This window comes from Streptomyces sp. NPDC000878 (assembly GCF_053599695.1).
The window spans coordinates 133,452-157,901 of record NZ_JBSFMT010000014.1; the positions used below are offsets into that span (position 1 = coordinate 133,452).

General features: G+C 69.8%; 17 protein-coding genes. 12 read left to right on the top strand and 5 right to left on the bottom strand.

The annotated features are described in order from the left end of the window. Positions 1-14: 14 nt before the first annotated feature. Positions 15-386: an ArsR/SmtB family transcription factor gene (locus ACWDR4_RS15750; protein WP_450408813.1), complete on the bottom strand. Its 372-nt coding sequence runs from the start codon at positions 384-386 to the stop codon at positions 15-17. An 85-nt stretch (positions 387-471) separates the two neighbouring features. Between ACWDR4_RS15750 and ACWDR4_RS15755 the strand changes: the two genes are divergently transcribed. After that, positions 472-1,239, top strand: coding sequence for an SDR family oxidoreductase (locus ACWDR4_RS15755; protein WP_450408815.1), 768 nt, complete (start codon positions 472-474; stop codon positions 1,237-1,239). Between the two features lie 62 nt (positions 1,240-1,301). On the opposite strand, the gene ACWDR4_RS15760 is transcribed toward ACWDR4_RS15755, so the two are convergent. Together ACWDR4_RS15760 and ACWDR4_RS15765 are read right to left on the bottom strand one after the other, a co-directional pair. Then, complete coding sequence (locus tag ACWDR4_RS15760; protein WP_450408817.1) at positions 1,302-2,783, bottom strand: FAD-dependent oxidoreductase; 1,482 nt, start codon at positions 2,781-2,783, stop codon at positions 1,302-1,304. A gap of 45 nt (positions 2,784-2,828) precedes the next feature. Beyond that, on the bottom strand, positions 2,829-3,014 hold the full coding sequence (locus ACWDR4_RS15765; protein WP_450408818.1) for a hypothetical protein: 186 nt from the start codon (positions 3,012-3,014) through the stop codon (positions 2,829-2,831). A 521-nt stretch (positions 3,015-3,535) separates the two neighbouring features. Between ACWDR4_RS15765 and ACWDR4_RS15770 the strand changes: the two genes are divergently transcribed. From ACWDR4_RS15770 to aepY, 4 genes are all read left to right on the top strand, one after another. Beyond that, positions 3,536-10,561, top strand: a complete 7,026-nt coding sequence (locus ACWDR4_RS15770; protein ID WP_450408820.1) for an SDR family NAD(P)-dependent oxidoreductase — start codon at positions 3,536-3,538, stop codon at positions 10,559-10,561. Positions 10,562-10,590: 29 nt separating this feature from the next. Then, entirely contained in the window at positions 10,591-11,628 is a 1,038-nt protein-coding gene (locus tag ACWDR4_RS15775) for a ketoacyl-ACP synthase III family protein (protein ID WP_398407660.1), read from the top strand. 80 nt (positions 11,629-11,708) lie between these two features. Continuing rightward, the gene (locus ACWDR4_RS15780; protein ID WP_450408821.1) at positions 11,709-12,398 is read left to right on the top strand and encodes a DedA family protein; all 690 of its coding nucleotides are present in this window, start codon (positions 11,709-11,711) and stop codon (positions 12,396-12,398) included. Then, a complete protein-coding gene (gene aepY / locus ACWDR4_RS15785) occupies positions 12,395-13,501 on the top strand; it encodes a phosphonopyruvate decarboxylase (protein ID WP_450408822.1) in 1,107 nt (368 codons plus the stop codon). Before ACWDR4_RS15780 ends, aepY begins: the two co-directional genes overlap by 4 nt. Positions 13,502-13,570: 69 nt before the next feature. Here aepY and ACWDR4_RS15790 read toward each other — a convergent pair whose 3' ends face one another. Beyond that, positions 13,571-14,074 (bottom strand): ArsR/SmtB family transcription factor, encoded by a 504-nt coding sequence (locus tag ACWDR4_RS15790; protein ID WP_450408824.1) that lies wholly within the window; start codon positions 14,072-14,074, stop codon positions 13,571-13,573. A gap of 6 nt (positions 14,075-14,080) precedes the next feature. Further along, positions 14,081-15,643 carry an MFS transporter gene (locus ACWDR4_RS15795; RefSeq protein ID WP_450408825.1) on the bottom strand — a complete coding sequence of 521 codons (1,563 nt, stop codon included), beginning with the start codon at positions 15,641-15,643 and terminating at the stop codon, positions 14,081-14,083. Positions 15,644-16,441: 798 nt separating this feature from the next. On the opposite strand from ACWDR4_RS15795, the gene ACWDR4_RS15800 reads away from it, so the two are divergent. The 7 genes from ACWDR4_RS15800 (at position 16,442) to ACWDR4_RS15830 (ending at position 24,447) form a co-directional block, all read left to right on the top strand. Beyond that, a complete protein-coding gene (locus tag ACWDR4_RS15800; RefSeq protein ID WP_450408827.1) occupies positions 16,442-17,161 on the top strand; it encodes a glutamine amidotransferase-related protein in 720 nt (239 codons plus the stop codon). 116 nt (positions 17,162-17,277) lie between these two features. Then, on the top strand, positions 17,278-19,788 hold the full coding sequence (locus ACWDR4_RS15805; RefSeq protein ID WP_450408829.1) for a molybdopterin-containing oxidoreductase family protein: 2,511 nt from the start codon (positions 17,278-17,280) through the stop codon (positions 19,786-19,788). A gap of 44 nt (positions 19,789-19,832) precedes the next feature. Then, positions 19,833-21,155, top strand: a complete 1,323-nt coding sequence (gene aroA / locus ACWDR4_RS15810; RefSeq protein WP_450408831.1) for a 3-phosphoshikimate 1-carboxyvinyltransferase — start codon at positions 19,833-19,835, stop codon at positions 21,153-21,155. Beyond that, positions 21,152-22,684: a 2,3-bisphosphoglycerate-independent phosphoglycerate mutase gene (gpmI, locus tag ACWDR4_RS15815; protein ID WP_450408832.1), complete on the top strand. Its 1,533-nt coding sequence runs from the start codon at positions 21,152-21,154 to the stop codon at positions 22,682-22,684. Before aroA ends, gpmI begins: the two co-directional genes overlap by 4 nt. Beyond that, entirely contained in the window at positions 22,681-23,085 is a 405-nt protein-coding gene (locus ACWDR4_RS15820) for a hypothetical protein (RefSeq protein WP_450408833.1), read from the top strand. Before gpmI ends, ACWDR4_RS15820 begins: the two co-directional genes overlap by 4 nt. A gap of 191 nt (positions 23,086-23,276) precedes the next feature. Further along, positions 23,277-23,486 carry a hypothetical protein gene (locus tag ACWDR4_RS15825; protein WP_450408835.1) on the top strand — a complete coding sequence of 70 codons (210 nt, stop codon included), beginning with the start codon at positions 23,277-23,279 and terminating at the stop codon, positions 23,484-23,486. A gap of 133 nt (positions 23,487-23,619) precedes the next feature. Further along, a complete protein-coding gene (locus ACWDR4_RS15830; RefSeq protein WP_450408866.1) occupies positions 23,620-24,447 on the top strand; it encodes a phosphate ABC transporter substrate-binding protein in 828 nt (275 codons plus the stop codon). Positions 24,448-24,450: the final 3 nt, after the last annotated feature.

Sequence of the window (24,450 nt, forward strand, 5' to 3'; positions counted from 1 at the left end):
CGGGGTGTGACGGGTCAGGCCACCTTGGCGGAGTGGGGTGTGGGTGTCAGCAGGTGGCCCATGGCGGCGAGCACGGACGGCTCGACGCGGTAGTAGACCCACGTCCCGCGCCGCTCGGAGGTGAGCAGTCCGGCTTCTTTGAGCTTCTTCAGGTGGTGGGAGACCGTCGGCTGCGAGACGCCCACATCGGCGATATCGCACACGCACGCCTCGTTGTCCGGATGGGAGGCCACCTTGGAGAACAGGCGCAGCCGGACCGGGTCACCCAGGGCCTTGAACATGGCGGCAGTGAGCTCGGCCTCTTCCACCGTCAGCTCGCGCTCAGTGAGGGCAGGGCAGCACGGCTGGGCCGGGAGCACGGCCACCGTCTCCTGAAGCTTCGACATGTGTCTATGTTGACACTCGTTTACCGAGATGCCAAGATCGACTGTTTAGATAATCATCTAAGTAGGGGTTGTGGGGGACCGGTTGATGGCAATACCCACTCAGTCGCGTACAGCGGTGATCACCGGAGCGAGCAGCGGCATCGGTGCGGCCACCGCGAGGGAACTCGCCCGTCAGGGCTACACGGTGGTGCTCACGGCGCGGCGGGCCGATCGTCTGGAGGCGGTCGCCAAGCAGGTCAACGCCGATGGCGGGACGGCGCGGGTGTACCCGCTGGACGTGACCGACCGCGAGGCCGTGACCGCCTTCGCCCGGCAACTCGGGGCCTGCGACGTACTGGTCAACATCGCGGGCGGCGCGTACGGGACCGAAGAGATCGCCCAGGCCGATCCGGCCGACTGGCAGCGCATGTACGAGGTGAACGTGATCGGCGCGCTGCACATGACCCAGTCGCTCATGCCGCTGCTGGTGGCGAGCGGCGACGGTGTGGTCGTCGTGCTGTCGTCCACCGCTTCCTTTACCTGCTACGAGGGTGGGGGCGGGTACAGCGCGGCCAAGCACGGGGCTCATGTGCTGGCGCAGACGCTTCGTCTGGAGGCGAGCGGACAGCCGCTGCGGGTCATCGAGATCGCACCGGGCATGGTGCAGACCGAGGAGTTCTCCCTCAACCGCTACCGAGGCAGCAGTGAGAAGGCCGACGCCGTCTATGCGGGCGTTCCCGGCCCGCTGGTCGCCGACGACATCGCCGACGTGGTGAGTTGGGCGGTGACCCGGCCGCCGCACGTCAACGTCGACCTGCTGGTAGTGCGCCCGCGGGCTCAGGCCGCCCAGCACAAGGTGCACCGCGTCTCCTGACGGAACAAGGGGGCCGCCTCCTTACCTCGCGCGAGGTAAGGAGGCGGCCCCTTTGTGTGTGGTCAGCAGCCGGTGGCGCCGGGCGCGTCGAACTGGTCGGCGGCGTAGGCCGCCAGTTGCAGTGCCGCGGTGTGGTCGATGCCGAGTTCGGTGGCCGCCGACAGGACCGCCTCCGCGGCGCTGGAGGAGGTTCCCAGGTGCTTGGCGGTGACGTGCAGCAGCTGCTCGTGCTGCTCCTTGCTCAGTCCCAGGCGCAGCGCGAGGTTCTCGCCGCCGGCCGTCACCGAGCACACCCCCGTCTCCGGCAGCTGCAACTCCACCGACTGGGCGGCCTCAAGGTCGCCTGCCAGGGCCGCGGCGATGGAACGCACCTGCTCGTAGCCGGTGAGCATGAGGAAGGTGGGCGCGCGGCCGTAGCTCTTCATGCCGACGGCGAAGTAGCCGGGCTCGGGATGGGCCAGTTCGCGGTAGCCGTGCGGGGTGACGGTGCCGCAGGAGTGCTGGTTGGGGTCGATCAGCGAGGCCAGCGCCCGGGGCGCGGACATGATCGGGTCCAGTTCCAGGCGCAGTTCGTCGCTGATGCTGAAGTCCGGGCGGAAGCCGGTGGCGGCGACGATCCGGTCGGCCGTGACGGTCTGCTCGCTGCCGTCCGGGCCGCGCGAGATCAGCTCGACCTGGTCGTGGGCGGGGTCGTCGCCCAGGTGGCGGACGCTGTGGGTGCGGAAGTTCGCCGCGAGGGTGACGCGGCCGGTGTCCACCAGCATCTTCAGTCCCGAGCCGAGGGCTCCGCGCGCGGGCAGCTCGTCGTCGCTGCCGCCGCCGAACGAGGCGGCCGGGTCGGCGCCGCGGATGGCCCAGGTGATGGTGGTGCCGGGTGCACTGTCGGCCAGCTCGGCCAGGGCCAGCAGCGTGTTGGCGGCCGAGTGCCCGGCGCCGACGACGACGGTGTGGCGTCCGGCGTGCTGATCGCGGTCCGCGCCGAACACGTCGGGCAGCCCGTGGGTGATCCAGGCGGCTGCTTCGCGCTCACCGTGCGCGGGCAGTCCGTTGGCGCCCACGTAGTTGGGCTGGAGCCAGGTGCCGGAGGCGTCGATGACGGCGCGGGCCAGCAGTTCCTCGCCGTCGCCGAAGCGGACGACGAAGGGGGCGTCCTCGCGGCCGGCGGTGCGCAGCCGGTCGATGCCCAGGCGGCTGAGGGCGGTGACGGCGGCGCCGTAGCGGATGTGCGGGGCCAGAGCGGGCAGTTCGGCCAGCGGCTGCAGGTACTGCTTGACGAGGTCTCCGCCGGTGGGCAGTTCCGAGGCTTCCGGTTCCTGCCACCCGGCTTCGGCCAGCAGCCGGCGTGCGGCGGGATCGGTGTTGTACTCCCAGGGGCTGAACAGATGCACGTGGGACCAGGCCCGTACCGCCGCTGCCGGTGTATCGCCGGCTTCCAGGACGGTGAAGGGGACGCCGCGTTCGGCCAGGTGTGCGGCGGCTGCCAGGCCGATCGGGCCGGCTCCGATCACGGCGACAGGAAGCTGCTCGGGGCTGTGGTCAACCACGGTGTCGTGTCCTTTCAGACGGTGGGGGTAAGAAGGTCGGCGGCATCAGGCGCCGCCGACGGGAGCGGACGAGGGTGCGATGCCCTCTGTGCTGGGGGTGGTCTGCTGGTCCCGCAGGGCTGCGGCCTGTGCGGCTCTGAGGCGCAGGTCGGCGATGGCGGCGCAGCAGGCGCTGGGTGCGCTGTCCATCTCGGGGCGGACTATGTCCGCCGGCGTGGTCTGTTCACTCAAAGGGATCGACTCCTGTCGGGGGTCTCTGCGCGGCAGGTCGGTGGCTCGCCGCAGCCGCCGCGGCGGCGGACACTTCACGACCGCCTATATAGACAAGTGACGAATCAAGTCTCCAGGATCTTTCCTGATTCGATGAATGTCAACCTAAAGCCAGGGATCTACGCTGTGTGACGAGCGTCACTTTGATGCGCGTTGCGAAGTACCCCTCCACAAGCCAATCTCGACACATGTCGAAACAGCGGGGGCGTTAGGCAGAGGGCAATAGCCCTGTGCCGCGACGACGTTGGGGGAACGGCGGCTTTGCCGACAAGCTGCCACGGCCCGTGAACCGCACGACGCACTCGCCATGCGTCGTGCCGCCGTCCTTCGAGACGGGGCCGATCCTCCCTTCACCCTCGAAACACCACCCGCGTGCATGCCCGCCACCGAGCCGGCACTGCTGCCCGCTCGCCGCGTGCACGCAATGGGTCCCCACGTGCTGCGTACCAGTGAACGGCTTCGCCATGCCCGGAAGGACACCCATGCCCCACGACCCCACACCTCCCGCAGCCGTTGCGAGCGAACCGATCGCCATCATCGGCATGGCCGGCAGGTTCGCCGACGCCACCAGCCCGCAAGAGCTGTGGACCATGCTGATCGAGGGCCGCGACGCCATCACCGAAATCCCGCCCGAGCGCTACGACATCGACGCCGTCTACGACCCCGCGCCCCGCACGCCCGGACGCACCGTCAGCCGGTGGGGCGGCCTGCTGCGCGACATCGACGCCTTCGACACCGAGTTCTTCGGGATATCGCCCCGCGAGGCCGACCGCATGGACCCCCAGCAGCGGCTGCTGCTGGAAACCGCCTACGAGGCACTGGAAGACGCCGGCCAGCCCGCCGCCCGCCTGGCCGGCACCGGCGCCGGCGTGTTCATCGGCCAACTCGGCGGCGATTACTGGCACCTGCAGTACGACCAGCGCGACCGGCTCGACCTGTACGCCATGACGGGTGCGGCCTCCCGCGCCATCACCTCCGGCCGTCTCTCCTACGCCTTCGACCTGCGCGGGCCCAGCTTCACCGTCGACACCGCCTGCTCCTCCGCCCTGGTCGCCGTACACAATGCCGTCCAGGCGCTGCGCCTGGGGGAGTGCCAGCTGGCCATCGCCGGTGGCGTGAACATCGTCCTGCTGCCGGAAGAGGGCGTCGTCTACTCCGGCGCGGGCATGCTCGCGAGCGACGGCCGCTGCAAATTCGGCGACGCCTCGGGCGACGGCTTCGTGCGCAGCGACGGAATCGGCGCCGTCATCCTCAAGCCGCTGAAGGCGGCCCTCGCCGACGGCGACCGCATCCGCGCTGTCCTGCGCGGCTCCGCCATCGGCAACGACGGCCAGAGCAGCGGCTACCTTGTCACCCCCGCCGTCGAGGGCCAGCGCGACGTCCTCGAACGCGCCTACGCCAACGCCGGCATCGACCCCGCCGACGTCGACTACATCGAGGCCCACGGCACCGGCACCAGCGTCGGCGACCCCGTGGAACTGCAGGCCCTCGCCGAGGTGATCGGTCCCCGCGCGAAGGACGACCGCTGCCTGGTCGGCTCCATCAAGACCAACATCGGTCACGCCGAGGCCGCAGCCGGCATCGCCGGACTCATCAAGGCCGTGCTGTGCCTCGAACAGGGTCAGGTGCCGCCCAACCTGCACCTGAAAAACCCCAACCCGGCCGTGGCCTGGGACGAACTGCCCCTGCACATCCCCACCCAGGCCACCGCGCTGCCCGACCGCGGCCGGCCGAACGTGGCCGGCGTCAGCAGCTTCGGCTTCTCCGGCACCAACGCTCACCTGGTCCTCGAAGCCGCCCCCGCCCCCCAGGCCGAAGCCCAGCCTGAGGCGCCGACGGCACGCACCGAGCTGCTGACCCTGTCCGGCTTGAGCCCCGAAGCCCTCATCGACACCGCCCGCCGCATGGCCGACCACCTCACCGGTGCCGGGGCCACCGACAGCCTGCGCGACATCTGCCACTCCGCGGCCTTGCGCCGCACTCTTCACGATGCCCGCCTGGCCGTCCCCGTCGACGACCACGCCGAAGCCGCGGCCGTCCTGCGCGCCTTCGCCGAAGGAGAAGACGAACCAGGCCTGTCCTTCAGCGACTACACCGACCCCAGCACGCCTCCCAGGATCGCGTTCGTCTTTCCCGGGCAGGGTTCCCAGTGGGTCGGCATGGGCCGCCAACTCCTCGACACCGAGCCGGTGTTCGCCGAGGCCATGCGCGAGTGCGACACGGCCATCCAGACCGAGACCGGATGGTCGGTCATCGACCTGCTGCGCACCGGCGATGAGGAGCGGTTCAAGGAACTGGACGTCATCCAGCCCACCCTGTGGGCCATGGAGATCGCGCTGGCCCAGCTGTGGCGCTCCTGGGGCGTGGAACCCGACGTCGTCATCGGCCACAGCATGGGCGAGTCCGCCGCCGCCTACATCGCCGGATCCCTCAGCCTGGCGGACGCCGCCTCCGTCATCTGCCGCCGCAGCCGTCTCGCCAAGCGGCTCGCCGGACGCGGCACCATGGCGTGGGTCGCGCTGCCCGCCGAGGAAGCCGCCCGCGCGCTGGCCGGATACGAGGACCAGGTCGCGGTGGCCGCGATCAACAGCCCCACCTCCACCCTGCTGTCCGGCGACGGAGACGCCCTCGCCAAGGTGCTGGCCGACCTGGACGCCCGCGAGATCACCAACCGGCCGGTCAACGTCGACTTCGCCTCCCACTGCCCGCAGATGGACGCCCTGCGCGAGGACCTGCTGGCGGAACTGGCACACCTGACCCCGAAGGCCGGCAGCATCCCGCTGCACTCCACCTTGCTCAACGACGTCATCGACGGCTCGGCCATGGACGCCGACTACTGGGTGCGCAACATCCGCCAGCCCGTCGACTTCGTCGGCGCCGTCCGAGGCCAACTCGCCCTCGGCGACACCGTGTTCATCGAAGTCAGCCCCCACCCCCTGCTGGTCAACGGCATCCGTGAGACCGGACGCGCGGACGGCCAGGAGGTCACGGCCGTCGGAAGTTTCCGCCGCCAGGACGACGAACGCGCCTGCCTGCTCACCTTCGCCGCAGCCCTGCACACCACGGGCGTGCCCCTCGACTTCGACGCCGTGACCGGACCCGGCCGTTTCGTACCCCTGCCGTCCTACCCGTGGCAGCGCACCCGGCACTGGATCAGTCCCGCCCCCGAGGCCACCGCCACTCCCGTACCCGCAGCAACCGCCACCCCTGCCCCGGCACACCCGCTGCTGGGCACGGAGATCGCCACCGAGGGAACGACCCGGATCTGGCAGGGCCCCCTGGACCTTCAGCGCAACGCCTACCTGCAAGATCACCGTATCCAGGACTCGATCATCCTGCCGGGCACCGCCCACCTGGAGCTCGTCGCCGCAGCGGCCCGGAACATGCTGGGCGACGACGCTCTGTCGGTGGCCGACGTCCGCTACCACCGGGCACTGTTCCTGGACGATTCCGCACCCCCGCCCCAGGTACGCGTCACCGCCACGCACGCCGACGGCAGCCTGCACTGCTCCATCTACAGCCAGGACGCCGACACCGACGCTGCGGAGTGGCTGCTGCACACCGAAGCCACCGCCCGACCCCTCGCCGCCGAGGCGGCAGCCCCCGCCGTCTCGCTGGAGGCCATCCGCTCCCGGTGCGTCGAGCATCAGGACGCCGCCGACTTCTACTCCTGGAACGCCGAGCGCGGCAACCAGTGGAACGGCGCCTTCCAGGGCGTCGACGAACTGTGGCGCACCGACGGCGAGGTCCTCGCCCACCTGTCCTGCCCGACCGCCCTCCTCGACACCCTGGTGCAGCACCATTTCCATCCGGCCCTGCTGGACGCCAGCGGCCACTCCATGGCCGCTGCCCGCCCGTTGACCGTGCCCGGTGAGGAAGGAGTCTTCGTCCTCGGCGGCATCGACGAAGTCCGCTTCTTCGAGAAGCCGACCACCTCCATGTACAGCCACGCCCGCCTCCTGCCCGCCACCCGCGAGGACTCCTTCAGCGCCGACATCGACATCCGCGGCGACGACGGCCGGCTGCTGGCCCAGATGCGCGGCCTGCGCCTGCAGTACCTGGCCGGCCACGCACCCGCCCCGCTGACACCGCACCGCGAGGACACCACCGTGACCGCCACCGCACCGCGCGCGCCGGCAACCACCGGCGGGCAGGAATCCTGGCTGCACTCCCTCACCTGGGAAGCCGCCCCGCACCGCGCCCCGGCCGGCGACGAGCAGCTGAACGGCTTCTGGCTCGTCCTGACCGACAGCGGCCCCACCGGCCGCGCCCTCATCCGTGAACTGACCGGCCGCGGCGAGCGCGTGGTCGCCGTCACCGCCGCAGCGGGCCGCATGGCCGGCGCAGGGGAGCGCTACCGCATCGACCCCGCCAACCCCGGCCACTACAACGACACCCTGGCCGACATCGCCCGCGAAGGCACCTGCCGCGGCGTCATCCACCTGTGGGCGCTGGACGCCCAAGCTGGACTCGACGCCACCGCCACCGAGATGGGCCGCACCCAACTCCTGGCCGGGCACAGCGTCCTGCACCTGATACGGGCGCTGGACAAGCATCCCCTCGGCCACCCGCCGCTCTGGCTGATCACCCAGCTCGCGCAGGCCACCAGCCCCCGAGACGCGGTACGCAACCCCTTCCAGGCACCGCTGTGGGGCCTGGGCCGCACCCTCGCCGCGGAATCACCCGCCCTCACCCCCCGGCTGGTCGACCTCGACCGCTCCCCGGCCAGCATCCCCGCCCTGGCCAACCTCCTGCTCCAGCCCGACGCGGAAGACCAGACGGCGCTGCGTGACGGCCAGCGCTTTGCCGCCCGGCTGCGGCCCGCACCAGCCGCCTCCGGCACACCGCAGAACCTGTCCCTGCCCGCCCCCGGCGTTTTGGACGACCTCCAGCTCCAGGCCGCCCCGCACCGCCACCTCGGACCCGACGACGTCCGTATCCAGGTCGCCCACGCCGGGGTCAACTACCGCGATGTGCTGCTGAGCCTGGGCATGTACCCGGGGCAGGACGACCAGCCGCCGACGCTCGGCTGGGAGTGCGCCGGCACCGTCACCGAGACCGGCAGCCAGGTCAGTGACGTCGCCGTCGGCGACGAGGTCATCGCCTTCGCCGAAGGCGCCCTCGCCAACGAAGCCATCACGCGTGCCTGCCTGACCGCACCCAAGCCGGCCCGACTGACCTCGGCCGAGGCCGCGACCCTGCCCGCGTCCTATCTCACCGCGTACCACGCACTGCACGACCTCGCCCGAATCGACCGCGGCGACAAGATCCTCATCCACTCCGCCACGGGCGGCACCGGGCTGGCCGCGCTGAACGTCGCCCGCTGGAAGGGCGCCCGGATCTACGCCACCGCCGGAAGCGACGCCAAGCGGGAACTGCTGGCCAGGCTCGGCGTGGACCGCGTCGCCGACTCCCGCAGTCTGGACTTCGCCGACACCTTCCGTCCCGCCCGGGGAGAGGACGGATTCGACGTCGTCCTCAACACGCTGGCGGGAGAAGCCATCCCGGCCAATCTCTCCCTGATGGCGCCCTACGGGCACTACCTCGAACTGAGCAAGCGGGACATCCTCGACGACAACCCCCTGGCCCTGGGCCCCTTCGCCCGCAACCTGTCCTTCCACGCCGTCGACGTCGTCCATATGATCCAGAACGCGCCCGAGCGAGCCGGACGCATCCTGCGAGCCGCGGCCTCGCTGGTCGACCGAGGCGATCTGCAGCCGCTGCCGCACACGGAGTTCCCGGCCGAGAACGCAGCCGAGGCTTTCCGGCTCATGGCTCAGTCCCGCCACACCGGCAAGATCGTCCTGTCGTTCAGCCACAGCACCGCCCCAGGAGAACCGGAGCCGGCCCGTACCCCGGCCGTCGCCATTCAGGGGGAGGGCACCTATCTGGTGACCGGGGGAGCAGGCGGCATCGGCGGCCGGCTGTCCCTGTGGCTGGCCGACCAAGGAGCACGCCACCTCCTGCTCACCGGCCGCAGCCCGCTGGCCGCCGCCGGGACGCGGCTGCCCGACGACCATCCTCAGGCTGCGGCCCTCGCCGTCCTTGAGGAACTCGCCGAACGCGGCGTCAGTGTCCAGTACGCGGCCGTCGATGTCGCCGACCACCAGGCCATGCGGCAACTGCTGACCGGCCGCCGCCGACAGGGTCTGCCGCCCCTGCGCGGTGTCTTCCACGCGGCTGGCGTCATCGACTACACCCCGCTCAGCGACATGAGCCCTGGCGACCTCGACACGGTCCTGGCCGCCAAGGTCTCCGGAGCCTGGAATCTGCACCGCCTCCTGCACGACCAAGAGGTGGACGCGTTCGTCCTCTTCTCCTCCGGATCAGCTCTCCTCAGCTCGCCCATGCTCGGCGGCTACGCAGCCGGCAATGCCTTCCTCGACGCCCTGGCCCACCACCGGCACGCCCAGGGCCGACCGGCGACCGTCATCAACTGGGGCTTCTGGGACAGCGTCGGCATGGTCGCCCGCAAGGAACAGCAAGAAGAACGGACCCTGTTGCCCCAGGGCATGTCCTCCTTCAGTCCCGAAGCAGGACTCGCCGTGCTCGGAGACATCCTGAGCGAAGGCCGCCTGCACACCGCGGTCCTGCGCGCCGACTGGCCCGCCTGGGCGCAGGCCTACCCGGCCGCCGCCACCGCGCCCCTGCTGCAGCACCTCACCGCGCCCGGCCATCCGGCCCAGCCCACCCTGGCCCCGGCCAGCGTGGCACCCGCTCCCGCCGCAGCCGAAGAACCGGACCTGAGCCAGGAGCCGCCCACCCTCACGGCCCCGACGGCCACACCACGAGCCGCCGCCCCGGCACCGGTCGCACCGCCGGCCGCACCCGCGCCGTCGGCTGCGTCCGGTGCGCCGAGCACCGAGGTGCTGGCGTTCGTGAAGGAGCAGGTGGCCGTGGTGATGGGGCTGCGTCCGGAGCGGGTCAATGTGAGTCGGCCGTTGAACCGGCTCGGTATGGATTCGCTGATGGCGGTGGAGCTGCGCAACCGGATCGAGCGGGAGTACCGGGTGAAGTTGCCGATGGTGCAGCTGCTGAAGGACGGCACGGTCACCACGGTCGTGCAGGCCCTGACCGCCGAACTCACCTCCACCAGCACCCCGAATGCGCAGCCCGATGTCACGCCCGCGCCAGCAGCTCCCGCCACACCCGCTCCTGCCGTGGCTCAGCCCCGAGCGCGAAAGACCGTCGAACCGCAAGACCCCGAACTCCAGCCCGAGCAGCCGGATGCCGACGGCACACCGCCGAACGCAGCCGGCGAAGAGGTGCTGGCGTTCGTGAAGGAGCAGGTGGCTGTCGTGATGGGGCTGCGTCCGGAGCGGGTCAATGTGAGTCGGCCGTTGAACCGGCTCGGTATGGATTCGCTGATGGCGGTGGAGCTGCGCAACCGGATCGAGCGGGAGTACCGGGTGAAGTTGCCGATGGTGCAGCTGCTGAAGGACGGCACGGTCACCACGGTCGTGCAGGCCCTGACCGCCGAACTCAACTCCGCCAACGCCCCGGCCTGACCGAGCGACCAACGAGGATCGAGCTACCCGTGAAGACCACCGACATCCGCATCGCCGGCCTTGGCACCTACATCCCCGACATCGTCGACGCACAAAAAGCCGTCGCACTCGGCCTGTACGACGCCGACGACTACGAGTGGTACGGCTGGACCGGCGCCGCCGTCGCCGACGACATGCCCGCACCCGACATGGCTGTCGCCGCCGCCCGCCAGGCCATGGAACGCTCCCAGGCGCACCCGCACGACATCGACCTGCACATCCACGCCTGCGGCCACGAACAGGGCCCCGAGGGCTGGTCGCCGCAGCACTACATCCTGCGCCACATCACCGACCGCGACGTGCCCTCCTTCCGCGTCTGGCAGGCCTGCAGCGGTCTGATCGGCTCGCTGGAACTGGCCGCCTGCTACCTCCAGGCCGTCCCCGAGCGCACCACCGCCCTGCTCACCGGTGCCGACAACGTCGGCACCCCGAACTTCAACCGGTGGGCCTTCGGCATCCAAAACGGCGTGCTCGGCGACGCCGGCAGCGCCGTCCTGCTGTCCAAGACCGACGGCTTCGCCAGCCTGCTGTCCATCAACACCGGCTCCACCGCCGAGGTCGAAGCCCAGTACAGGGGCGCCGAGCCGCTCTTCCCGCCGTCCCTGACGGTGGGCCGCAGCATGGACTTCAAGGAACGCCTGGCCGCCACCGGCGGACTGGAAGAAACCGTCGCCGAAGTCGTGCGCCGCCAGGGCGAGTTGCGTACCGAGATAGCCCTGCGCACCCTGGCCGAAGCCGGACTCGAACCGGCCGACGTCACGCGCGTCGCCCACGTGTTCACCGGCCAGGAAAGCTACCTGAAGGTCATCCTCGACCCCATGGGCCTCTCGCCCGACCAGGGGCTGCTCGACTTCGGCCGCAACCTCGGCCACCTGACCGTCAACGACCAGATCGTCGGCCTCGACCACCTCGTCGCCACCAGCCAGGTCGGGCCCGGCGACCACGTCCTCATCGTCGCCCATGGCGGCGGAGTCTCCATCACCTGCGCCGTCGTACGCATCGACCACCGCCCCCACTGGGCCCAGTAGCCCGCACCCGGGAGCCGGTCCCCTACGGACCGGCTCCCGGCCCTTCCCTTTCCCGCCTCACCATCCAGGGACACCCGGCCATGCTGAACCTCGCCTCATCACCCTTACTCGACGCCGAACAACTCATCTCCACCTTCGGCCTGCTGGGCATCATGGCCACCGTCTTCGCGGAGTCGGGCCTGATCGTCTGCTTCTTCCTGCCCGGCGACTCCCTGCTGTTCACCGCAGGCCTGCTGGTCGCCAACGACCAGATCCTGCACCAGCCGCTGTGGCTGCTCATGCTCGCCATCGCCGTCGCCGCCGTCCTGGGCGACCAGTTCGGCTACGCCTTCGGCCGCAAGGTAGGCCCGGCACTGTTCAGGCGGCCCAACTCCCGCTTCTTCAAGCAGGAAAACGCCGAACGCGCGCAGGGCTTCATGCTCAAGCACGGCCCCAAGGCCCTCGTAATGGCCCGCTTCATCCCCGTGTTCCGCACCTTCATCCCCATCACCGCCGGCGTGGGCCGCATGACCTACCGGACGTTCTTCCTGTTCAACGTCATCGGTGCCGTCCTGTGGTCCGTCAGCCTCACCCTGGTCGGCTACTACCTCGGCCAGATCGCCTTCGTCCGCGACAACATCGAAGGCATGGTCATCGGCATCGTCCTGGTGTCCGGTATCCCGATCATCATCGAGGGCATCAAGATGCGCCGCCGCAGCCGCCAGACCCCGACCACCACAGCCCCTGCCTCCACGACACCCGCCACGGAAACGGAGCTGCCCCGTTCATGATCTCCGCCAAAGAGTTCTGCGACATCCTCGCCGACCGCGGGTTCACCACCGCCAGCGGTGTGCCCTGCTCCCACTTCGGCGGGCCCATCGCCTACCTCAGCACCCAGCCGGGCCGCTACGTACCCGCACCCAACGAGGGCAACGCCCTGGCGGTCGCGGCCGGAGCCGCCCTGGGCGGGCAGCGCGCCTACGTCATGCTGCAAAACTCCGGCCTGGGCAACCTCATCAACCCGCTGACCTCGCTGGTGATGACCTATCAGCTGCCCATCCTCACCTTCGCCAGCCTCCGCGGCTGGCCCGACCCGGCCACCGACGAACCCCAGCACGCCGTCATGGGACCGGCCACCCACCGCCTCCTCGACAGCGTCAACACCCCGCACTACACGCTGCACGCCCAGGACGGTACCGAACGGTTCACCGAGATACTCGACACCGCGGACAAAGACCTGGCCGACCTGCGGGCCCCCTTCGTCCTGGTGGAGCGCGGTGCCATCGGCAAGGCGGCCGCGCAGGAGGCCGCCGTACCCACGGGCCTGTCCAGCAGCACCGCTATCCGCGTGGTGACCGACATCTGCCCCGACGCGTCCGTCATCGCCACCACCGGCTACACCGGCCGTGACGTCTTCGCCGTCGCCGACCGGCCCGGCAACTTCTACATGCAGGGCTCCATGGGACACGCCTCCTCCCTCGGCCTGGGCGTCGCCCTGTCCCACCCGGAGCGGACCGTCGTCGTCCTGGACGGTGACGGTGCCGCGCTGATGCACCTCGGCGCCCTGTCGATGATCGGACACGAGGCGCCCGCCAACTTCATCCACGTGGTGCTCGACAACCAGATCCACGAGTCCACCGGCGGCCAGTCCACCACCTCCGCCAGCACCTCATTCCCCGCAGCGGCACTCGCGGCCGGCTACCGAAGCGCGGTGGACTGCGACAGCGAAGAGGGCCTGCGCGACGCGGTGTTGGCGGCCAAGGCGGCCTCGGGACCGCACCTGATCAGCGTGCGCACCCTGCCGCGTACCGGGGCCATCCCGCCGCGCGCCACCAACGCACTCACTCCCGAGGGCATCCGTGACCGGTTCCAGCAGAACCTGCAGGGCAGCTGACCTGCATGAAAAAACAGCCTGCCTCCGCCCATCGGCGGAGGCAGGCTGCCTCAGAATGTGCACGGGCCGTCAGCCGTCGGCAGCGGCCACAGAGGCGGAGGGCTGCAGGCAGGCCGCCACGGTCTCCGGGTCCATGGCCGCCAGACTGGCGAACATGCGCAGCGGTTCGGCCAGCGCCGCACAGCACATCACGTACTGGTTGCTGCGGCCCTGTGGGACGGCCTCCACCAGCTCCTGTTCACGCAGCGGTGCCAGGTGATGGCTGACCAGGGTCTGGCTCAGTCCGGTGGCTTCCTGCAACTCCTTCACGGTGCGCGGGCGTTGCGCGATCAACAGGATCAGCGTCAGGCGGGTCTCATCGGCCAGCGCACGCAGTTTCGGAGCAAGTACCTGCGCCCGCTCCCGCTCACTGAGCCACTGGCCGGGATCGCTGACCGCGACCCTCAGCTTTGTCGGCCGGGCCATCACTACCGCCTTGTCACCTTCATGCCCGTCGCCCGGGTCGGTCCTCGCCACGTGGGTGGCGATCGGGGCGGGGTGCACTGCGCGTTCGATCCTACGCATGGCGGCCATGCCCGACTACGAGCCGGTCCGGGCGCCGGCCTCAGGCTGCGTGGGCAGATCGGCGGCGACGGCGCCGTCCTTTTCCACCGTCTGCCCGCGGGGCAGGATGAATGCGGAGGCAACCGCGCCGACGACCGCGACGGCGACAGCAACCATCAGGGTGCCGCTGAAGCCGTGGACGAAGGAGGCCTGCGCGGCGGACAGCACTCGCTCGCCGGCTGCCCCGCCCATCTGTTGGGCAACCGCGGAAGCGCCCGCCAGCGACTCGCGCACAGCATCCCCGGCCTCGCCGGGTACCTGCGCGACCTGGGGAAGGTCGTTGCGGTAGAGGGTGGCGATGACGCTGCCGCTGACCGCGATGCCCAGCGCACCACCGACCTGCATACCCACATCCGCGACCGCGGAGCCCGCACCGGCCTGGCGGGCGTTGGACACGGCCAGGATGGCGTCGACGGCTGCGGGAAGCGCGATGCCCATGCCCAGGCCGAACACGGCAAGGCCCCACAGTGCCTGCGCCTCGTCGTCGACCTGGAGCCCGGCGAGCACGCCGAGTCCGGCCGCGCACAGGACCAGGCCGATGACCACGGTGGCCTTGAGGCCGGTGCGTTCGACGAGCTTGGGTGACAGAGGAGCGCCGACCATCATGGTGCCGATCGCCAGCATCCGCAGACCGGCGCCCAGCGGGTCCAGTTCGAGGACCGACTGCAGGTACTGGGTGAGCAGGTACAGGCCGCTGTAGAGGCCGAAGGAGGTGCAGGCGATGGCCAGCGTGCCGCCGCCGTAGCGGGCGTTGAGGAAGAGGCCGACTTCCAGCATGGGGTGTTCGGTGTGCCGCTCCCACAGGATGAAGCCGACCATGAGCGCGACGCCGGCGAACAGCGAGCCGAGGGTCACGATGTCGCCCCACCCGTTGTGCGGGGCTTCCACGAGGCCGTAGACGATGGCGACCAGGCCGGCCACCGACAGCAGGGCGCCGACGAGATCCAGCCCGGGGTGGCCCTCGGCCTTGGACTCGGGAATGAGCTTGAATCCGCCGATGAGGGCGATTGCCGCCAGTGGCACGTTGATGAGGAACATCGATCCCCACCAGAAGTGCTCCAGCAGCAGGCCGCTGACGACAGGGCCGAGCGGTACGCCGACCGCTGCCGCGCCCGACCAGATGCCGATCGCCTTGCCCTGCTCCTCGGGCGGGAAGACGTCCTTGATGATGGCCAGGGTGGCGGGCATCATCAGCGCCGCCGAAATACCCATCGTGGCACGGAAGGTGATGAGCAGTTCGGGGCTGGAGGCGAATGCGGCACCGAGACTGGTCACCGCGAAGGCGGCCAGCCCGATGGCCAGCAGTCGCTTGCGGCCGAAGCGGTCCGACAGCCCTCCCGCCATCAGCAGCAGCCCGCCGAAGGCCAGCGCGTAGGAGTCGACCGTCCACTGCAGCTGGCTGCTTGTGGCATCCAGGTCCTTCTGGATGCTGGGCAGTGCCAGATTGAGGATGAGGGTGTCAAGCCCGATGAGGACCAGGCTCAGGCACAGAATGGCCAGGATCTGCCATCTGCGGGGGTGTCCGGCAGGGCGGTTCACGAGAATCTCCTCAACGACGCACAAGATGGAGTGTGGCGGCAGGCGGCGGCGCGGACCGCGCGCGCCCAAGTGCCGCTCAATAACGCTGGCCGAAGGCCTGTTGCCCGCCGCGGAGGGGGAAATCCGGTCCCCGGCCGCCCACACACTAACCAGCAGAGGCTGTTATCAACAGTCAACGCTGTTGATAACGGCCGACATTGGATGCTCGATCCGGCCATCTCCTCAAGATCTTCACCCTTTACCTGCGGGTTTCCCCTTCTGTCGTGACCTGCCGAGACCGGCGATGACCTGTGCTCGTCTCGTATGTCGAGGCGGCGCGCCGCAGGCTGCGGACGCGGCCGGTTGTGGGCGTCGCGGCTCACAGGGAACGCTTGACCTGCGGAAATGGGTTCGATGGCAGTGGTCTGCGGGCGGGGGCGGCGTAGTTGGCGAAAAATGCCTGTCGGCCGAAGTGCGGGTCTCGAATACTTCGACCGATATCGATAAATTGAGCGAGAAGCAGCACGGGGGCCTGCTGAGTAGGGTCCCGTCTTGGTGCCAGGGGGGCTGGAAGACGTGTATGGATCCGACAGGCAGACGGTTGGCTCATCGACGCGCCCCGTCTTGCCGTAGGCGTCAGCGCACGCCCCGTCCAACCCTCAGACCGCGTGTGGCGCGCGGTTCCTGACACTGCATCACACCCACCAGAACGCAGCGGCCGAGCGGTCGGCGCACTGTCTGCTGCGGCATTACGGGGCTGGAACCGTCCTTGGCGGCGACGGTGTCCACGCCTGACCTGTAATCCTTGAAGGGGAAACGATGTCAGTCTCTGCTCAGCCTCGCCTTGCCCTGGTGGGCGACCGCGGCAACCACGACGAGCCGTCCCATCCCAAGATCGACGCCATGCGTGAGCAGTGGGACGTGACGACGGAATGGGTCCCGACCGTCGACATCCACGACGTCTCCCGGCTGGACGGGTTCGACGGTATATGGGTGGTCCCCGGCGCGCCCTACTTCAACCAGAAGGGGGTGCACATCGCTGTCCGTCATGCCCGTGAGAACGCCCTGCCGTTCCTGGGCACCTGCGGCGGATTCTTCAGCGCCCTCATCGAGCACGCCCAGAACGTGCTGCACCTTCCCGAAGCGGAGGGCGTGGATGAGGACCCGGAGAAGCTCATGCCGCTGGTCACCCCCCTGACGTGTTCCTTCCGCGGGGAGAAGGCTCCCCTGAGGGTCAAAGAGGACTCGCTGCTCGCCTCGATCTACGGCACCACCCAGGTCGATGAGATCTTCCACTGCGACTACGGACTGACCGACGACTTCATGGGCGCCGCCAGCCAGGGCGCCCTGCAGATCAGCGCCTGGGACAGCGACGGCGCGCCGCGGGCGCTGGAGATCACCGGCCATCCGTTCTTCATGGGCAGTCTCTTCCAGCCTGAGCTGTCCTCCGCCCCGGGTGCGGAGCACCTGATCCTGAAGACGTTCCTGACGGCGGTGCGGACCTCGGCGAGCAGCCTGTCGGCCCACCACGCCGGCTGACGCAGCCCCGCTCACACACTGCATCTGCGACAACGGCCGTGCGCCCGGCGCGCACGGCCGAGGGCACCGCCATGCCTGCCTCGTCCCCACACCAGGTGGAAGGACCGCTCACGCGCATGAAGCACGACCAGCACGGGATCTCCCGAAGAGGATTCGTCCGGGGCAGCGTCGTCGGCAGCGCCGGCCTCGGCGCCCCGGTCCTGCTGCCGTTGGTGGCAGCCAGCGCCGCGGAATCAGCCGGCCCCGACGCCGTCGGCAGCGTGCCGGGGGCGGATTTCACCGACCAGTCGGCGGCCCTGACCCCGGACCGGACGGTGGCGACGGCCTGCCAGTTCTGCAACTCCAACTGCCGCCTCAACGTCGACCTCAAGGCCGACCGGATCCTCGCCGTCCGCGGCGAGGACGGCGACCCCGTCCAGGCCGGCCAGCTGTGCGTCAAGGCCGAGATGATGCCGCAGCTGGTCTACAACAAAGACCGCCTCACCACGCCGCTGCGTCGCGTCGGCGGGAAGAAGGGCTCCGCGCACTCCCGGTTCGAGGCGATCAGCTGGGACGAGGCCTACCGGACCATCGCCCGGAAGCTGCTGCACCTGCGCGACACCGGCCAGGTGCACACCATCGCCAACCGCACCACCGGCCGCATGCCCCGCGGCACCGGATCCCTGGTGGCCCGCCTGTTCGCCATGCTGGGCAGCCCCAACAACACCGACGTCGGGCCGGTCTGCAACGACGCCGGCGCCAACGCCCTGGCGGCCACCTTCGGCCTGGGCAACTTCACCAACGGCTACGGCACCGACGGCGCCACCGGCAAGGACGACCTCGGCTCCGCCCGGCACTACCTGTTCCTGGGCACCAACCAGGCCGAGACCCACCCGGTGACCTTCGACTACCTGCTGCGCGGACGCAAGAAGACCAAGGCCACGCTCACCGTCGTCGACCCCCGACTGACCCCGACCGGAGCCGCCGCGGACCGGTGGGTGTCGCCCAAACCCCACACCGACTTCGCCCTGCTGCTGGGCATGCTGCATCACATCGTCGAAGAGGGCCTGTACGACCAGGCGTTCATTGACCGCTGGGTGACCGGCTTCGACGAGCTGCGCGCCCACCTGGCCAAGCACCAGTACACGCCCGCCTGGGCCGCGAACGTCACCGGCGTACCGGCCGCCACCATCACGGCCATGGCCGAGGAGTACGCGGGCGCCACACCCGCCGCGATCTTCTGCAACGCCGGCATCTCGCACCAGCTCGGCGCGTTCGACACCTACCGGGTGGCCACCTTCCTCGCCGCGGTCACCGGCAACATCGGCCGGCCCGGCGGCGGCTGCAACTTCATGCACAACACCTGGCCCGGCGACCTGCACCTGCCGCCGCTTGCGGCAGACGTACCGGAACGCCGCGAGGCCCTGCCGGTCGGCCCGGACTACTTCGCCGAGTCCATCCTCACCGGCCAGCCCTACCGGCTGCGCGCCGTCATCACCCAAGGCAACCCGCTGGTGTCCTCCGCCAACACCAACAAAGTCCGCAAGGCCTTCGAACAGCTCGACTTCTACGTCTACACCGGCCTGTTCATGGAGGAGCCGGCCGCCTACGCCGACATCATCCTGCCCGTCTGCAGCGGACTGGAGATGGAAGGCGTCTACATGCGCCGCGACGACCGCGCCATCCGCTGGCAGGACCAAGTCGTCGACCGCGTCGGCCAGTCCCGCCCGGACTGGGAGATCTGGATCGGCCTCGCCCACGCACTCGCCGAACTCGACACCCGCCGCCCCGCGAAGGAATGGCGTGACGCTTTCCCCGAGCGGTGGATGGACTACAAGAACCTGTGGGACGACTTCGTCACGCACACCCCCGGTGCGGGCGGCATGACCCGCGAGCGCATGCGCGAGCGCACCGAGCCGCTGCGCTGGCCGTGCCCCACCCCGGAGCATCCCGGGGTCAGCACCCTCTACCTCGACCACCCCAGCTGGTACGAGGCCGCGGAGTCCCTGGACACGGCGCATCGCGGCAAACGCTTCCTGACGCCCAGCGGGAAGGTGGAAATCACCACCGCCGCGCTGGAGAAGAGCCTGTCGGCGACCGGACATGCCGCGCTGCCGATCTTCTACACCCACCCTGAGGTCACCGGCGCCCACCCGACCGTGGCCTACAGCAAGAAGCTCGTCACCAACCCGATCAACCCGCAGGCGCTCACCCACCCGGTGCGCCTGGGTGTGGCCGGGAACGGTGACGTCCACCGACGCTTCCCGCTGATGGGCATGACCGGCCGGCCCAGCGTGGTGCACTTCGCCGAGATCACCCACTGGACGCCCACCGGCAAGCAGCTCAACGGCATCCGCTTCATCCAGATTCACCCGGCAACGGCGCACAGCGCGGGCATCGCCGACGGCGACGACGTCCGGGTGGAGAGCCCGCGGGGCGCGGTAACAGGGACTGCTCTGCTGTGGGACGGCATCCGGCCCGACACCGTGTTCGTCCCCAACACCTTCGGTCCCGCGCAGAAGGTCGGCGACCTCTTCGACGACCCGCGCTACGAGCCGGCCAACACGCTGCCCGACGACCAGTACTACGACAACCTCTCCGGCCAGCAGGCCTATAAGTGCTTCGCCTGCCGCGTCGTCAAAGCCTGACCAGCCCCAAGGCCCCCCAGCCGCTCGACACCACGGAGGACCGTATGAACGCAACACCCGACCCGCGCCTGAAGGCTGAAGAGGTCACCGTGCTGCCGCTGGCGGCCTTCGACGAGACCGTCAGCGTCCTGGGCTCCAAGAGCTACACCAACCGCTACCTGGCCATCGCCTCCCTGTCGGGCCGCGAAACCGTCATCAACGGCGCACTGCTGTCCGACGACACCCTCTACTTCGCCCGCGCCATCGAGACGTTCGGCCACGTCACCTGCGCCATCGACCACGAAGCGGCCAGCATCCACGTCACCCCCACCGGACAGCCCATGCGCGCCCCGAAGGAGGACATCTTCGTCGGCGGCGCCGGCACCCCGCTGCGCTTTCTGATCTCCATGGCCGGCCACGCCCAGGGCACCACGATCATCACCGGCAACACCCGCATGCAGGAACGCCCCATGGGCGACCTGCTCGCGGCACTGCCGCCGCTGGGCGTGGACGCCACCGCCGTGCGCGGCAACGGCAGCCCGCCCATCCGCGTCGTGGGCGGCTCCTTCAAGGGCGGCGCCACCACCATCAACGGCACCGTCTCCAGCCAGTTCACCTCCAGCCTGATCATCAACGCGCTGCGCGCCGCCACCGACACCGAGATCACCATCGCCGACGAGCTGATCTCCAAGCCGTACGTCGAGATGACGCTCGCCGCCCTGAAGGAAATGGGCGTGAGCGTCGAACGCGACGGCTACCGCCGCTTCACCGTCCCGGCCGGCCAGCAGGCCCGCGGCGGCGACGTCACCGTCGAACCCGACGCCTCCGGCATGTCCTACTTCCTGGCCGCCGCCGCCATCCTGGGCAGCCGCGTCGTCATCCCCGGCATCGGCTCCGGATCCCACCAGGGCGACGTCCACCTCGTCGAAGCCCTGGAACGGATGGGCTGTCACACCCAGATCACCGACGACGAGATCACCCTGACCGGCGGCCCCCTGCGCGGCATCGACATCGACATGGAAGCCATGCCCGACGTCGTCCCCTCCCTGGCCATCGCCGCCGCCTACGCCGAAGGCACCACCCGCATCACCAACATCGCCTCGCTGCGCGTCAAGGAGTGCGACCGCATCGCCGCCGTCACCACCGAACTGCGCAAGATGGGCATCGACGTCGAGGAGCTCCCCGACGCCATGTACATCACCGGCGGCACCCCGCACGGCGCGACCATCGACACCTACGACGACCACCGCATCGCCATGACCTTCGCCATCGGCGGCCTGCGCACCGAAGGCGTCGTCATCAAGGACCCCGGCTGCGTCGCCAAGTCCTTCCCCACCTTCTGGCAGACCCTCGACAGCCTCCACCCCACCCTGGCGAGCACCAAGTGAGCACGCCGGACACCGCGCCCGGCGGACCGGGCATCCTGTTGGTGCTGGACGGCTGGGGCCACGCCCCGCCCGGCGCCGACAACGCCGTCGCCGCTGCACGAACGCCCGTCCTGGCCGACCTGACCAGCCGGCACCTCTCCACCCTGGCCGACGCGTCCGGCGAGGCTGTCGGCCTGCTGCCGGGCACCGTCGGCAACTCCGAGATCGGGCACATGGTCATCGGAGCGGGACGTCCTCTGCCCTACGACAGTCTCCTCGTCCAGCAGCACATCGACTCCGGCGAGCTGCGGGAGAACACCCGCCTCGTCGCTCTCCTGGACACTCTCGCGGCCGGTGGAGGCGCCCTGCACCTGGTCGGGTTGATCTCCGACGGGCAGATCCACGCGCACGTCGGGCATCTGAGCGAGCTGCTCGCCGCAGCCGCCGCCCGCCGGGTGCCCCGCGTGTGGATCCACGCGATCACCGACGGCCGGGACGTGGCCGACGGCACCGCCGAAACCTACCTGACGCAGGTCACCGCACTGGCCGCGACAGCCGGGACCGGACGGATCGCCAGCGTCATCGGTCGCGGCTACGCCATGGACAAGGCCGGCAACCTCGACCTGACCGACCAGGCTGTCCGCCTGGTGGCCGACGCGGTGGGCGCCGAGGTGGACGACGCGGCCGAGGCCGTGGCCGCCTCCGGCCGCGGCGACGAGTGGGTGGCCCCGAGCATCCTGCGCGACGCACCAGAAGCGCGCATCGCCGACGGCGACGGCCTGCTGTGGTTCAACTTCCGCAGCGACCGCATCCAGCAGTTCGCCGACGGACTGGCGGAGCATCTGGCCGCCACCAGCCGCACGGTGCAGGTCCTCAGTCTGGCGCAGTACGACACCCGCACCGACATCCCCGCCCTGGTCCAGCGCGCGGACGCCTCGGGCGGCCTGGCGGACGAACTCACCGCGGCAGGTGTGCGTAGCGTGCGCATCGCCGAGGCCGAGAAGTTCGAGCACGTCACCTACTACGTCAACGGACGCGACAGCACGGTGCGCAGCGTCGAGGAACACATCCGCATCACCGGCCCCGTCGCCCCCGACTACAGGGCTCGCCCGGAGATGAACCTCGATCAGGTCACGGACGCCATCTTGGAGGCCGCGGCACGCCCCGACGTCGACCTCGTCATCGCCAACCTGGCCAACATCGATGTCGTCGGCCACACCGGCGACTACACGGCGACAGTGAAAGCGTGCGAGTACACCGACGCTGCCGTGGCACGCATCATGACCGCCGCCACCCGCTCAGGCCGGTGGCTACTGCTCGTGGGAGACCACGGCAACGCCGAGAAGATGACCAAGCTGGCGCCCGACGGCACCACCCGCCCCTACGGAGGGCACACCACCCATCCCGTGCCCCTCGTCGTGGTGCCGGCACACGAGGATGCTGCGGCCGCACTGCCCGAACGGGCCACGCTCGCCGACGTCGCCCCCACGGTCCTGCACCTGCTGGGGCACAAGCCCGGATCCGCCATGACAGGAAGGCCACTTCTGTGAGTCCCCTCGCCCCGACCGCAGCCGGCGCCCGCACCGATGACGCGGTCCCCGCACTGCTCGCGTCGCTGCAGGCCACCCTGCAGGGCCCCGCCGAGCAGCCAGGCTGTCCGCTGCCGGCCTCCATCGCGTCCGCTTTCGCAGACGACTCGACGGTTCGGCCGATCCCCGCGGGCGGCGTATGGGCCCTCCTTCGGGAATCGTCCGACCGTTCCTGCCAGGTGCTGTGCCTGCACAACCCTTCCCACGACCCGGTCTCGGCCAGCCTGGACACTCTGCTGCCCGAATCCGCGGGCCAGCAGCCCCACTTTCTCCGGGGCTCCCTGCACACCACGCAGGAGAGCGACGGACTGCACGTCCACCTGGCCGCGTTCGGCCACGCCTGGATCACCTTCACCCGCTAAGGAGGAGCACCCCGCCATCACGGACGCCGGACGGCCTTGAGCCGACGGCCCCGCAGCCATCGACGGCGTCCGGCGCCGTCCCTTCTGTACCGCTCCAGATCCGTCTGCAGCCTGCGCAGGCAGCCGCCCTCCCGGGGGTTGTGCTGCCCGCGTACTCCCTTCAGGGCACCGCCATTCCCTAAGGATCTGACATGTACATACGCGCGCTCATCCTGGTGCCGGCCTTCGCCGCTGCCAGCGTTTCGCTGTCCTTGCCCCCGCTCCTGCCCCGCCTGGCCGGCCGCCTCCTCTCCCTCTTCACGAGCGAGCTGAACACCAGCAACGGCGCGGACGGCAAAGGTGTGCACCTGTCGCCGCAGACCTTCGTCAGCCTGGTTCCCCTCCAGCCGTCACCTCAGTGACCGCCCGAGGACGGACCTCGGAATGTCGCACACCCATGCCCTCACCCACGCCGCGGTATCGCACGAAGACAGAAAGGCCCCATCGGTGTTCAGAACGAAGCGTCGCCTCGCCTACCTCACCTCAACAGCCCTGATGTTCACGTCCCTTGCCACGGCCTGCGCCGACGGCGGAGCCGGATCCTCAGGTGCACTGCAGGTCAGCGGTTCGACCACGGTAGCCCCCGTGGCCGCGGACGCAGCCCAGGCCCTCAAGGCCGACGGACTCGACATCACCGTCGCCACCCAGGGCGGCTCTGCCGGCGGCATCTCCCAGCTCGCGGCAGGCCAGATCAAAATCGCGATGAGCTCGAAGCCCCTCGCGGACGAGGACAAAGCCGCCAGCCCCAACACCGACTTCCTCCCCACTCAGATCGGGGCAGACGCCGTCGGCATCATCATCACCAAGGAAGTCGCCGACGCCGGTGTCAAGAACCTCACCGCAGCCCAGGTACGGGACCTGTTCGAAGGGAAGATCACCAACTGGTCCGAAGTCGGCGGCCCGGACCTCGAAGTCTTCGTCTACGACAAGGAACCCGGGCGCGGAACCCGTGAAGTACTCGACAAGTACATCTACGGAGACAAGAAGGCCCCGCTGCCGCCGGAGTCGGACAACTTCGCCATCGTGGGCGGCAACCTCGAAACTCGCAACAAGCTGGAGTCGACAGCCGGTTCCGTGGCCCCGCTGTCCACCAGCTTCATCGAAGGACGCGACGGTCTGGCAGCGGTGACGCTGGACGGCATCGCACCGACGCCCGACAACATCGCCTCCGGCACGTACCCCATGTCCCGGCCGCTTTTCCTCATCACCGACGGCAAGCCGGTGGGAACGGCCAAGACGTTCATCGACTACGTCCTGTCCGCCAAGGGCCAGGAGCTGATGACCAAGCACGGCTATCTGACGCTCAAGGAAATCGGGAAGTAGCCG